Below are 13,098 nucleotides of genomic sequence, written 5' to 3' on the forward strand. Positions count from 1 at the left end.
AGGTAACCCTTTTTTATTTCTTTGCGGTTGATGATCGTTCAATTAATTGAGGCTCAAATTTTTGGCCTTGAACACCATCACCATCACCATTTCCTTTGACTAAAGCTAATGATAATTTGATGGCATGCTCTGCCATGGTTTGAATAGGGTAGTCTATGGTACTTAACTTTGGGTAAAGGTATTTAGCAATTAAGCCGTTATCGAATCCCATTAAAGAAATATCAGCAGGTACAGATATGCCGTGTTCTTCAAGCGCTGATAATGCCCCAGCTGCCATGTAATCGTTATAACAAACGATGGCAGTGATTGGTAAATTACGCTCGAGTAATTGATTTATAGCTATTTCTCCACCTTCATCTGTTGGCTCTACTTCTATGATATAAGTACTGTTAAGTTGGATGTTGTTTTTTTCTAATGCGCTTAAATAACCCGCTTTACGGTGATGTGAATCATCAATATCGTGTTCAGAATTAATATAAGCAATGTGTGAGTGGCCTTGTGAGATTAAATGCTCAGTCGCTATTTGTGCGCCTTGTTGGTTATCTAATGAAATGCAGCGACCTGAAATTTCTGGGATATGGCGATTAATAAGCACTAAACCAGGAATTTCCTCTGCAAATTGAATCAATTCTTTATTGGGTAATCCTTTTGAGTGGATAACAAGAGATTCGCAGCGGTTGTTTATTAAAAGCTCAAGAGCTTCTCTTTCTGTTTGTTCATCGTGGTAACCATTACCAATCAATAAATGTTTTTGATGGGTTTTAGCGACATTATCGATGGCTTTTATCATCGAACCAAAAAAAGGATCCGACACATCACCGACCATTACACCAATGGTATTCGTACTTTTGCTTACTAAGGCTCGGGCATTTGCATTAGGACGATAACCTAATTTCTTCATTGCTGAGCTAACGGATTCTATTGCCGCTTTGCTTGCTTTAGGGGATTTGTTTACCACACGAGAAACCGTGGCAACAGATACACCAGCTTCCTTTGCTACATCTTTTATGGTTGCCATAATGACTGCTAAACCTTGTAATTTGATCAAGTTAAAATTTTAGTAAATTTTCAATGCTGTTTTCTTGCTCAATTGTATTTTACTGATAATGTAAACGTTAACATTAAGCGTAAGTTAAGGATAAAGTAAAATGGAAACAATTGCATACGGTGATTTTGCAAAATTAGATATTCGTGTTGGAAAAATTACAGAGGTAAAACGTCACGACAATGCAGATAAGCTTTATATAGTACAAATTGATGTGGGTGAGAAGAATCTACAAACCGTGACTAGTTTGGTGCCTTATTACACAGAAGAAGAATTAGTGGGCAAACAAGTGGTTGTGCTGTGTAATTTAGCAAAAGCGAAAATGCGCGGTGAAACATCAGAATGTATGCTGTTGTGTGCGGAGACTGAAGATGAATCAGAAAGCGTGCTATTAACGCCAGAACGTTTAATGCCTGCAGGGGTTAAAATCGTTTAATTTAATAAGCCTAGAAATGACGTTTTTCTAGGCATTTCTCCTTCAATCTTCTATTTTTAACTATTACCTCATCACTTATTGCTTAAATATTGGTCACTGCGTGCGTAAGCAGTACGAATAATCATCAATTATTATCTTGTCAGTTTTATCTCATCGTTTTTTTTAGATTACCCACTATTTAGTGCTTTAATTCACATTTTTATCTTTACGAAGTCTTTTGTTGTTAACTTATTGTTACTTAATAGGGTATGGTTTGGTTAAATTTTAAGCCGTATTAATAAATAAAAAGGATTTTATATGCAAGATATCGTTGATTTTCTCAATGGCATAATCTGGAGCCCTGTGTTGATTTATCTCTGCTTAGGGTCGGGTCTCTTTTACTCCATTCAAACTCGGTTTGTTCAAATTCGCCATTTTAAAGAGATGTGTCGTTTACTTGTATCTAACAAAGAATCAAGTAAAGGGATAAGCTCATTCCAAGCATTAGCCGTTTCATTATCTGGCCGTGTTGGTACGGGTAATATTGCGGGGGTTGCCGCTGCTATCGGTTTTGGTGGCCCTGGTGCTGTATTCTGGATGTGGGTTGTTGCTTTCTTAGGTGCTGCGACAGCGTATGCTGAATCAACCTTAGCGCAAATATATAAAGAAGAAGATGAAGGGCAGTTCCGTGGTGGTCCAGCTTACTATATTGAAAAAGCGATGGGTCAAAAATGGTATGCGTGGATATTTGCTATTGCGACGATTTTTGCGTGTGGCGTGTTACTTCCCGGTGTGCAATCAAACAGTATTGGTAATGCAGTAGAAACTGCGTTTGGTACTGGTGGCATGATTGATACTGGTATTGGGGTATTTAGTTTTGCTAAAATCTTTACTGGTGCTGTGATTTCAGTGATCCTTGGCTTTATCATCTTTGGTGGCGTTAAACGTATCGCTCATTTCACCCAAATTGTTGTGCCTTTCATGGCATTGGCATACATCATTCTTGCTTTTGTTATTATCCTATTAAACATTTCTGAAGTACCAACAATCTTTGGGATGATCATCGGTGATGCCTTCACTCCAATGGCCGGTTTTGGTGCCGCAATTGGTTGGGGTGTTAAACGTGGGGTTTATTCTAACGAAGCGGGTCAGGGGACGGGACCTCACGCTGCGGCTGCTGCGAGTGTTGAGCATCCTGCACAGCAAGGTTTGGTTCAATCGTTTTCTATTTACATCGATACTTTGTTAGTTTGTTCCGCTACCGCATTCATGATCTTAATTACAGGTACTTATAATGTTCACGGCAGTGGTGAAGAGGTATTTTTAGTACAAAATCTAGCAGCGAATGTTGGTGCAAATGGCCCGATGTTTACTCAAATGGCGATTGAGAGCACGCTACCTGGTATTGGTAAAATCTTTATTGCTTTTGCTCTATTCTTCTTTGCTTTTACTACTATTCTTGCTTACTACTATATTGCAGAAACAAACATTGCTTACATTCGTCGTACGTTTAAAGTCGATGGCATGATGTTTATACTTAAAATCGTAATTATGTCTGCGGTATTCTACGGAACCATTAAAACGGCAAATCTTGCATGGGCGATGGGTGATGTGGGGGTTGGTTTAATGGCATGGCTGAATATTGTGGGTATTTTAATTATCTTCTTTATGTCTAAGCCTGCACTTAAAGCGCTGAAAGATTATGAAGAACAGCAAAAAAGAGGTGTGACAACCTATACTTTTGACCCCGTGAAATTAGGTATTAAAGGTGCAACATATTGGGAAGGAAAGTTAGAGAGAAATAAGAACAAATCTAGAGAGAAGTAACTATCTAGTTTAATAAATTAATTTAATAACGCCATCAATTATGATGGCGTTTTTTGTAGGGATGGATCCGTACAACTGATATAAATTTCTGGTTTAACGAACTTGATCTACTATGGAAATGTTAAAAAATATGAATGATTAGATGTGAAAATTAAGGCTTTAAATCAACACTCACTCACAAAAATAGCTTTCACATTCAATAATCTATTTATATAAAGTTTTACTCTTATATTAAATTACTTATTATATGAATACTTTAGTTCAACGAGTTATTAAGCATCTTAAATAAATTATTTAACTTAAGGTTGATATGCATCATGAAAAACTAGTGCATATATATAAATAATCGTAAGGTTAAATGTTTACAGATATAAATACGTAATTTGATATAAGGATATATTATGAAAATTACAGGTGTTAGTTTGATATCCGTCCTCAAATGGAGATTACTATCGTTCAGATATAGTTCATTTTTATTTGGTTTTTTAAAGCTTAGAGTCTATTTTTTGTTTGTTATCTTATGCTCATTATCTACTGCTTCTCTTTCATCAGAGATAGATCCTTATAGTGGTATTTATAGAGGAGATTCAGCTTATATTATTATTAAAAATCATAATAATCGCTATTTTGGTAGCGCATCTTCTGGTTCAGTTGAGTTATTTATTTATGATGACGGTAAATTTAGAGCGAAAGATATCACCATTGATATCACTGGATATTTTGAAGATAAAATAGAAGGAAGGTATCAGAAAAAAATGGTTAGTTTATTTGGTGTTCATTCTGTATATGAAAGAGTAGATCTCCCACAGGACGAATTCATACCTGTTTTATATGGCTCAGATAAACAAATGACAAACTTTAGTAGTTCAGATATAGATGTCTGTGACGATAGCTATCCTGCCTCGTCATTAAATAATACGACTGATAAATATGAAAATATTGATGCGCTTATTTCTAAAGTTGAAAAAGGAAGGAATGTTTACAAAAATATTGATAGTTTATTAATTTTGAAAGATGGTCAATTAGTTGTGGAACGTTACTTTAATGGATGGAATGCTGACGAGCCACATATGATTCAATCAGTAAGTAAAAGTCTAACTTCATTATTAGTTGGTTCAGCGATTAAAGAGAATAAAATAGTGGATGTAAAGCAAACACTTCCACTGTTATTACCTGATTATAAAAAATACCTTCATGATGGGAAAGAAAAAATAACATTACAGAATCTTCTTACTATGTCGGCCGGGCTTTATTGGAATGAATGGGATACTTCTTACTCTAATCCTGAAAATATTCGTCATAAAGAAATATTCAGCGAAGACTCTGTCGCATTTACTCTTAAACAACCTCTTGTTGAAAATCCCGGTGATAGATTTAATTATAGTGGTGGTTTTGTTTCTGTTGTTGGTGAAGTTATTAGTCAAGCAACAAATCAATCACCGATGAGTGAGTATACTAAGGAAGGTCCACTTTCAGCGCTTTGTTTTAAGAATGCTTACTGGCTTAAGCAAAATGATAATCGTACCAATGTAGCTGGTGGTGCTTTTTTAAGGCCAAGAGATATGTTGAAAATAGGACAACTTGTGCTTAACGATGGTAATTGGAATGGTAAACAACTTGTAGATAAACATTATCTCATTGAATCAATCGAGCCACTTATTGATACAAATTTAACAGGGAAAAAATATGGCTATTTTTGGTGGAATACAACATTTTATGTAAATGGCAAAAAATATTCTGCGATTTTAGCACAAGGTTATGGTGGGCAAGATATTGTTGTTATTAAAGAATTAAATTTAGTTGTCGTAAAAACAGCGTCTAATTTTAATTTCCCTTCTCTTATTGGAAAAATTATGAGTGTGCATGTTATTCCTGAATTTGAGGATTATAAATAATAAATGTGTCGCACTTTAATTTTTTATTTGTTCATAATTATCATGTGGTTATTAGTTTAATGATAGAGTATTCAGATAATCTATCTGGAATAACTATTTTGAAAAGATATCCATATAAAATAAATACAGTGTTAAGAAAGACATATTCGTCAGTTTTAATGATAATAGCTTTGCTATTGTTTAGCTTATTTTCGTCATCTGGAGATATGTTGGGTATATGCATAGGTTTACTTGTATTGATTATTATTGGTGGCTTTGGGTATACCTCTTATAAAGAATATGAAGTAGAACAAAGGATCTTGGATAAAGAACATTTTATTGTAGTTTTTGAGGATGGAATCCTCTTTCACATTGAAGATCCAACAAACCACCACTACTTTGATAATGCTAGATATACATGGGATCAAGTATTGGCAATAGATATAAGTAATTATCGTTCTGGAACGAACTTGGTTTTTAAACTTAAAGAAGGTATGATTTTTATTTGCTTCACTAATTTATTGAATGCTAATCAACTATTTAAAGATGTAGAAGATAGACTCGGTAATGTAGAACATAAATAAGGAAAACGGCCCAAATATTAAGGCCGTTTTTTTATTTTTAGCTTTACAGAACCGCACTTACATTATTATCAACTATATCTACCGAGCTACTAATTTCACTCCCTATTGCTGAAGGATACCAAACTTCAATCCACACTTTATCAACGTGATTTGGGAGCGTTATAATACTCTCAAAGACGGTTTGGTCATTCATAGGGGTTACTATTATTTGAGAGGTATAATCAACAACACCTTCGTTGAACTCTGTATATATTGACATAAACCCTCGTTCACTTTGAGAGTTTGCAACAGAGAGATTAAAGGTGACTTCTCGTTCTGTTGAAAATGCAAACCCTTCAGGCGCAGATAGCTCACTTGTACGGATCCCATTAGCGACTGAAACCGAGCTTGGTACTGAACTATCATTGTTGCTACTGCCGCCGCTATCGCTGCCACCACAAGCCGAAAGAAGAGATATGCCTGCAATGCTTAGTAATAAATTAATCTTTTTCATAAATACTCCTGATTAGTCTTCTGTTGACCAAGTTTTGCTGGCTTCTGGATTAAGGTACCACGTTGGGTTAGATGTTCCTCCTGATGTAACCCATGCTGCGAAATCGGGATAGGCATGGCTAATATCAATATACTCTGATGGATGATTCCAAGGTGATGAAATTAATATTCCCCATGGAATATTTTCAGTAGTACGGTAATATTTATTATTTGTAGGGTCTGAATCATCTTGAGCTATTCCATAGAAGTCATCAACTAACGAGCCTCTACTTGTCGGTGGGAACCCTGCCGTATGTATTTCTAATTCATTACCTGGAGCGACAGAGAAACTATCCCCATGGTATGAGCCGTGTCCCGGAGCAAAAATGAATGGGTCAAAGCCGTTTAAAGGTAATAATGAACTCACACTTGGTTCATCTCCTTCATTGAAGGGAAGAGAGATACTAAATGTCATTTGTTCTGATTCTAACGATGCACTGCAATTCGGATTAGTTCGGTGGAACTGACACTCTGCGTTGATTGGTATGTCGTTAAGCAAGTTTAAAGATGCGATAACAATCAGATCACCACCTGGAGAAAGTACGGATTTATCTTCACCTGTGAATGGTGAGATATTTGGGCGAGTTGAACCATTTTTTTCTACTCGAGATAATGGAAGATTAATATCTGATTCTTCAAATCCACTCAATTTCCAAGCTAAACCGTTACCATAAGATGCGCCATATGCGGTAATACTACCGGTAAGGTCAAATCGAATTACTTTGTCGTCTTTACTTATAATCGTTGTACGGTAGTAGGTGACTACGTCATTAAGATCGAAATCCCCTGTTTCTGGCCAATTATCTTCGAAAGCCGCGGTATAGTATCCAGAGTGTTGCACCGTCGTTCCTGATTCAGTTACAGTAAACACGTAGTCTTCGACTTCACCGTCACCAACATATCCACCGCTTGGGATGTCTGGACTGCTAGATAAACGGAATCGAGTTTGGACTGATCCAATAACCGCATTATCACCAACTCGTATAGGTATGATTTGTTGGCCGTTAGTGACCGAATAGTTTGTGATGATCTGTTCACCGTCATCAAAAGTACCATTCATGTCCCAATCGGCCCAACCTTGTAAATAACCATTCCCAACAACGTTAACTCTAATTAAAGAATCTAAACCTACTTCTAAGTTTGTTAATACCGTAATACCATCGTCATCGTTACCGCCAATATCTAAGTCATCTCCGTTTGAAGCGATACTTGGTTGGCCGTCGGTATCTGCATCGATACTTGCCCCTAGATATAGGGTTGATGAGATTGCATGTTCAGCCCCGTTACTTGCTTGCAATGTACTGTAGCTATTAGGAGCGTCACCGAAATCTGATTCGTCAGAACTTTGAACCGGGGAAGTAAAACCATTTAAGTCCCAGTTACCGTCAAAAGCAGAGAAAATTCGGTTTGGAAAAGAGCTGCTGCTGCTGGTAACTGTTTCAAATTGAAGCGTAACAATAGATGTGTTTTTGAAGGTAAATTTTACGGCCCCAGAGGTGTCGGTTTCGCTGTAATTGGTTCCCGGACCACTGAACAATACGGATTGTCCATCAGGACTTTCTTCTACGGTTAAGCTCGCTTCAGCTGAGCCGGTCTGATAACTGTAAAACCCTTCATTCTTGAAGACTCTGACTTGCTCTGATTGGACTGGCTCGCCATCAATATCATAACCAATCATATCAAATTCAGGAACAGAGTAAGGTACTGAGAACGTACCAGATAGCCCACCGGTGCCGTCGTAAAATTCAAACGTATAAACAAGACCCGCAGGCCCTGCTGAGTTAGTTTGATATAGAAAACCGATATCGCCTTCGGGTTGGCTAACCCCATTTTTATAATTTGGAGTGTGGTATAAGAAAGTCGCATCTCCGAATATTTCACTGCTTACTTTAGCGTCAATGGTTTTTCCATTGTGAATACCGACATTAAGAAAATGCATTACAGGCCCATCATAAGAAGGACCAAAGCTATTATTTAAATTAGTAGCCTCTACATGATTTGAAAAATCCAAATCTACAGAAGTTGCACAAACAGGGATAGTCGCAGCAGTGAGTGCAATAAAGGAAAAAAGTTGTTTATATTTCATAATAAGCCTCTACTTCTATTTAATAGGGATGTCCTAGCACAATGAATAGATACATGAACTTGAAATTACGTAGTAAATAAAGACAACTCGGTTTTTTTAAATGCGAATTGGGATACAGTATGGAAATTACCAATATACAAGCAAGGTCAGTTAGTGCATTTAAATACCTTTTTATTCACGTATTTATAACAAGCAATGGCTGTACCAGATTTAGTTATGTTGTTGGTTTTTTTATTTGTAAGGTTCTTAGTTATTGTTATATAAATGTTTTTTTTATTCTGTTGTTCGTCTATTTCTGTTTTTTTTTATAGGTTTTAAATAAATAATCTCCATTTTTTCAAAATAAGAATCAATTTGATAATCGATAAGTCCATTTAGGAAGCATCAGTTATGGTAAGTAATGAATAATTTTGGTGATTTGATATGACATTTGTAGATTGTTGAATATATTCGATGAATATTTAGAATCTTCTGGTAAAATTTGCGTCTATTTACCTTACTATTTTAAAAAGTGAAAAATGGATATTCAACGTATTAATCCAAGCGAAAAATGGTCTGATGTTACTGTCTTTAACAAGATGGCGCATTTTGTTGAAGTTGCTTGTGACGAAAGTGCAGATATGCGAGGTCAAACTGAGCAAGTTTTTGCACAAGCTGAAGAGATGTTAGCAAGCGTAAACAGTGATAAATCACGATTGGTATCAGTGACTATTTATGTGACTGATTTTTCTAATTTAGCCATATTTAATGACGCGTGGATAAAATGGTTGCCTGAAGGTTGTGCGCCAAGCCGTGCATGTTTAAAGGTTGAGTTAGCTGATCCTGATTATTTAGTTGAAATTGCGTTTGTGGCAGCAGTTAAATAAGTTTATTTAGTATTATTCAAACACCCGTGTATTTTTTCGGGTGTTTGAATATCTTTATTAATCAATTATATATGACATGTTTATCAATAATACATTATCTGTTATTTTGTACATAAATAGAATAATAGATATTCATTAGATAATTAGTCTTTACAATCTGTTGGCTTTCCTTTAGTTTAAGGACAATTATTTTTTATAGAGTGTGTAAGTTATGTCTACAGACATCAAGCAACATCAAGCAGGTTTACTCACTGCTGCTAAGCATAATGCTTATGCACTCGTCTCTGTCGTCGTTGTCATTTACTGATACTGACGATTTTTTATTCGTCAGTTAGGCTGGCGGATAAGAACCTTTCTTTATAATCTTCTAGCCAAATTGACACCACGTTTCATTTTATAAAGGTATGTCGTTTGAACAGAAGAGATCTCGCCGCTATCGGCTTTATGACATTTGCACTCTTTCTCGGTGCAGGTAACTTAATCTATCCTCCATTAATGGCACAACAAGCTGGCGACAATTGGCTTATTGCTATTGGCGGTTTCTTACTGACTGCTGTCGGACTTCCTGCTATCACTTTGGTCGTATTAGGCCGTTTATCTTCTGCGGATAAGCTGACATCATTATTACCTAAGTGGATGGATCGCTCATTTTGGTTCTTGGTTCTTACCACGTTAGGCCCTGCATTTGTATTACCGCGAGCAGTAACTGTTGCTTATGAAATGGGTATTAAGCCATTTTATTCGGGTAATGGATTAATGGTGTTTTCTGCTTTGTTTTGTGCATTAACCTTATGGTTAGCATTAAAACCAGGTAAATTAGTCGATTACATCGGTAAAGTAATGACACCTGCACTTATTGCGATGCTTACGATATTAGTTGTTGCTGCGTTGCTAAATCCATTGGGTTCTCCAAGCCTGGCCATTGAGATTTATGAACAAGCCCCAGCGGTTAATGGTTTAATCCAAGGTTATATGACACTGGATGCGATTGCCGCAGTAGCATTTGGGTGGGTAATTATCCAAACCATTCGCAGTAAAGGTGTTGAGAGTAAAAAAGCCATTTCTTACTACACATTACGCATCGCGGTTATTTATTCGGTATTAATGTCATTATGTTATTTAGCGATGGGCTATTTAGGGTCGACATCATCTGGCATTGCACCGAGTGCAACTAACGGTGGTGAGATACTAACCAGTTATGCGGCAGGAGAGTTTGGTGTATTAGGTCAATTACTATTAGCTGCCATTACGTTAATGGCGTGTTTAACGACAACAATTGGCTTAACTAATGCAAACTCTGAGTATTATAAAAATACTTACGGTGTCACATTTAAAGTAAGTGCAACGGTAATTATGGTGCTTACGGCTATCATTTCAAACGTAGGGTTAGAAACGATTATCGAAGTGAGTTTACCCGCAATTCTTATTTTATGTCCAATAGCTATTGCGTTGATCATTGCGATGATTTTACTGCCAGAAAAAACAGAGTCAGAGAAATCGATGATTTCGATGAGCCATACAACTATTGTATGTATTGCAGCATTGTTCGGAACTATTGATGCATTGCATATTTTAGGTACCTTACCGGAAGGTATGACTGCCTTTTGTGAGCAATGGTTACCGTTATTCTCTTCTCATACTTCTTGGTTTCTGCCTGTACTTATTACTATTTTAACGAATAAAGTGTTCAGTAAAGTTCAAGCAACGAATGCTGCCGTAAGTAATTAAGTTAGACGTATAAGGCGACTCCCCCCTTGTTCATTGGAAAAGAGCAGCCATAATAGCTGCTCTTTTTTTGTTTCTGAATGGGGCTATTTGATCATGTTGCCGTTAATTTATCATCCAATTTACTCGCAATTAGATCTTCCTAAAGATCATCGATATCCTATTCAAAAATACCAACGTTTATATCAAGCGATTCAATCCCATTATTCAAATGCTCCTCTCTGTTATTTTGAGCCAATTGCGCTTGCGGTCGATGTCATTAAACAAGTACATGATGAAAACTATGTTGATGCTTTAGTTTCTGGAACGCTCCCGGCAGCTAAAATGCGACGTATTGGATTTCCGTGGAGCGAGTCGTTAATTCAAAGAACCTTAACCTCTACTTCTGGAACTTGTTTAACTGTAGATAAAGCATTAGAGCATGGTGCAGCCATTCATCTAAGTGGTGGATATCATCATGCGCATTACGATTTTGGTAGCGGATTTTGCTTGGTGAATGATTTAGTGATAGCGGCGAATCATGCATTACAGCAAGACAACATTGATAAAGTATTAATTATTGATAGTGATGTGCATCACGGTGATGGAACTGCAACGCTGTGTGCGGATCGCGACGACATTATTACACTCTCTTTTCATTGCGATAAAAACTTTCCTGCTCGTAAACCCATCTCTGATTACGATGTGCCGTTATCAATAGGGACACAAGACAGTGAGTTCTTAGAGGCGTTTAAGCAAGTGGTTGAATTAGCGGTGAATCATCATCAACCTGATCTGATTATTTATGATGCAGGGGTAGATATTCACATTGATGATGAGCTAGGTTATTTGGATGTATCAACTGAAGGCTTATATCAACGAGATCTTTGGATGAGATCGTTTACCAAACAAAAAGGCATTCCTATTGCCAGCGTGATTGGTGGAGGATATCGAAGTAACCATCAAGATTTGGTTGAGCCTCATTTGCAGCTAATTCGAGCTTTTTTGAGCGGCGTGTAGCGTTAACAATTACGGTGAGTTTTTATCAAATTTATGTTTGATTAATAAATAAGAGCACCACCAGGAAAATTAATTATTAGTTACCTGATTTTCATTATTGTTTTGAGGAAAGGGATGTTAGGGCAATGCCAGACAGTTTCTCGGTAATGACTTTTTTTACAACCTCACAAATATGGTGATATAACGGAAGTTGATGATTTCGTTCTAAATAATAGATGGCATGTTGAATTCGGGTTGGCATTAAATCTTCAAGCCAGTCTGCGCGTATTGTCGTTATTTTATCGTTACACATTGATGCAGATAAAGCCTCTGTTATTGCTATCATATCTGAGCTTTCAGCAAGGCAAGTTAAGACCGACATACTTGCTGAGCGATATTTAAAATCAAAAGAATCTGTGTTGTGTTTTTCTAAAATCGCAAGATGTTCATTCAGTCCCGGGAGTAACATTCCTCCAATGGTATAATCACGGATCTTATCTTTAGCCATCCCGTTTTTCAGCCACGGATGTTCATTACGAGCGATAAGTACTGGGTAAGTGGTGGTTAATGGGATTGCACGAATAGATTTAGGTACATCAATAGGGTCAAAATTTAAGCCAACGTGCACAGTGCCATTCTGTAGCTCTTCAATGGTTTTATCTGTCCATGTTGTAATGTTAAGTTTGGCGTTAGGAAATGAATCAAAAATTACGCTGCTGGCTAATTCGGTCGCTAATGCTTCTAAAAACAGACTTGAGACCGCGACAGTAAGTTCACCATCAAAAGCTTCTGGTTCAAAAAAAGAATGATCGACAAGGCTTCTGTCCAGTAGCGAAATGTGATCATTCAGTCCATGTCCAATTTTATCAGCACGAGCGGTGGCTTGTAGTTCTGAGCCGACGGAATAAAATAATCTATCCCCTGTAAAATCTCTCATTTTAGTTAACGTTTGGCTTACTGCTGATTGTGATATTTCGAGGGTTTTAGCCGCTTTTTTGGTGCTTTTTGTCATATAAATAGCATTGAATATACGCAGATAATTCAGGTTTAATTGTTGATTGTATTTTTTATACATGAGATCTCCTCGTTAAATGTCATTGTGTCTAAGGTGTATTAGTAATGCTTATTATTGCTATAAGTGGCTTGAAATCTTATCTGTGATTAAAG

At 36.8% G+C, this 13,098-nt stretch carries 11 protein-coding genes; 7 read left to right on the plus strand and 4 right to left on the minus strand.

Features of this window, described 5'->3' with window-relative positions; genetic code table 11:
- Positions 1-13: 13 nt before the first annotated feature.
- Positions 14-1,018: a substrate-binding domain-containing protein gene (locus A6E03_RS06265; protein ID WP_065593446.1), complete on the minus strand. Its 1,005-nt coding sequence runs from the start codon at positions 1,016-1,018 to the stop codon at positions 14-16.
- 130 nt (positions 1,019-1,148) lie between these two features.
- On the opposite strand from A6E03_RS06265, the gene A6E03_RS06270 reads away from it, so the two are divergent.
- From A6E03_RS06270 to A6E03_RS06285, 4 genes are all read left to right on the plus strand, one after another.
- Complete coding sequence (locus tag A6E03_RS06270) at positions 1,149-1,481, plus strand: tRNA-binding protein (protein ID WP_065593447.1); 333 nt, start codon at positions 1,149-1,151, stop codon at positions 1,479-1,481.
- Positions 1,482-1,778: 297 nt separating this feature from the next.
- A complete protein-coding gene (locus A6E03_RS06275) occupies positions 1,779-3,287 on the plus strand; it encodes a sodium:alanine symporter family protein (protein ID WP_065600420.1) in 1,509 nt (502 codons plus the stop codon).
- A gap of 401 nt (positions 3,288-3,688) precedes the next feature.
- Positions 3,689-5,182 (plus strand): serine hydrolase, encoded by a 1,494-nt coding sequence (locus A6E03_RS06280; RefSeq protein WP_083201843.1) that lies wholly within the window; start codon positions 3,689-3,691, stop codon positions 5,180-5,182.
- 59 nt (positions 5,183-5,241) lie between these two features.
- Positions 5,242-5,745, plus strand: a complete 504-nt coding sequence (locus tag A6E03_RS06285; RefSeq protein ID WP_141676961.1) for a hypothetical protein — start codon at positions 5,242-5,244, stop codon at positions 5,743-5,745.
- A gap of 43 nt (positions 5,746-5,788) precedes the next feature.
- Here A6E03_RS06285 and A6E03_RS06290 read toward each other — a convergent pair whose 3' ends face one another.
- Both A6E03_RS06290 and A6E03_RS06295 read right to left on the minus strand, forming a co-directional pair.
- Entirely contained in the window at positions 5,789-6,238 is a 450-nt protein-coding gene (locus tag A6E03_RS06290) for a hypothetical protein (protein WP_065600422.1), read from the minus strand.
- A gap of 12 nt (positions 6,239-6,250) precedes the next feature.
- The gene (locus A6E03_RS06295) at positions 6,251-8,362 is read right to left on the minus strand and encodes an LruC domain-containing protein (RefSeq protein ID WP_065593452.1); all 2,112 of its coding nucleotides are present in this window, start codon (positions 8,360-8,362) and stop codon (positions 6,251-6,253) included.
- Positions 8,363-8,880: 518 nt separating this feature from the next.
- On the opposite strand from A6E03_RS06295, the gene A6E03_RS06300 reads away from it, so the two are divergent.
- The 3 genes from A6E03_RS06300 (at position 8,881) to A6E03_RS06310 (ending at position 11,952) form a co-directional block, all read left to right on the plus strand.
- Positions 8,881-9,228 (plus strand): RidA family protein, encoded by a 348-nt coding sequence (locus A6E03_RS06300; RefSeq protein ID WP_065593453.1) that lies wholly within the window; start codon positions 8,881-8,883, stop codon positions 9,226-9,228.
- 411 nt (positions 9,229-9,639) lie between these two features.
- The gene (brnQ, locus tag A6E03_RS06305) at positions 9,640-10,956 is read left to right on the plus strand and encodes a branched-chain amino acid transport system II carrier protein (protein ID WP_083201844.1); all 1,317 of its coding nucleotides are present in this window, start codon (positions 9,640-9,642) and stop codon (positions 10,954-10,956) included.
- Positions 10,957-11,049: 93 nt separating this feature from the next.
- Entirely contained in the window at positions 11,050-11,952 is a 903-nt protein-coding gene (locus A6E03_RS06310) for a histone deacetylase (RefSeq protein ID WP_065600424.1), read from the plus strand.
- 94 nt (positions 11,953-12,046) lie between these two features.
- Here the strand turns inward: A6E03_RS06310 and A6E03_RS06315 are convergent, their stop codons facing one another.
- The gene (locus A6E03_RS06315; RefSeq protein WP_065593456.1) at positions 12,047-13,006 is read right to left on the minus strand and encodes a LysR family transcriptional regulator; all 960 of its coding nucleotides are present in this window, start codon (positions 13,004-13,006) and stop codon (positions 12,047-12,049) included.
- Positions 13,007-13,098: the final 92 nt, after the last annotated feature.

This window comes from Aliivibrio sp. 1S128 (assembly GCF_001691065.1).
GTDB lineage: Bacteria > Pseudomonadota > Gammaproteobacteria > Enterobacterales > Vibrionaceae > Aliivibrio.

Bases quoted from the DNA above. Each gene is read 5' to 3' on its own strand.
- A6E03_RS06265 (WP_065593446.1), bottom strand. From the start codon at position 1,018: ATGGCAACCATAAAAGATGTAGCAAAGGAAGCTGGTGTATCTGTTGCC.
- A6E03_RS06270 (WP_065593447.1), top strand. From the start codon at position 1,149: ATGGAAACAATTGCATACGGTGATTTTGCAAAATTAGATATTCGTGTT.
- A6E03_RS06275 (WP_065600420.1), top strand. From the start codon at position 1,779: ATGCAAGATATCGTTGATTTTCTCAATGGCATAATCTGGAGCCCTGTG.
- A6E03_RS06280 (WP_083201843.1), top strand. From the start codon at position 3,689: ATGAAAATTACAGGTGTTAGTTTGATATCCGTCCTCAAATGGAGATTA.
- A6E03_RS06285 (WP_141676961.1), top strand. From the start codon at position 5,242: ATGATAGAGTATTCAGATAATCTATCTGGAATAACTATTTTGAAAAGA.
- A6E03_RS06290 (WP_065600422.1), bottom strand. From the start codon at position 6,238: ATGAAAAAGATTAATTTATTACTAAGCATTGCAGGCATATCTCTTCTT.
- A6E03_RS06295 (WP_065593452.1), bottom strand. From the start codon at position 8,362: ATGAAATATAAACAACTTTTTTCCTTTATTGCACTCACTGCTGCGACT.
- A6E03_RS06300 (WP_065593453.1), top strand. From the start codon at position 8,881: ATGGATATTCAACGTATTAATCCAAGCGAAAAATGGTCTGATGTTACT.
- A6E03_RS06310 (WP_065600424.1), top strand. From the start codon at position 11,050: ATGTTGCCGTTAATTTATCATCCAATTTACTCGCAATTAGATCTTCCT.
- A6E03_RS06315 (WP_065593456.1), bottom strand. From the start codon at position 13,006: ATGTATAAAAAATACAATCAACAATTAAACCTGAATTATCTGCGTATA.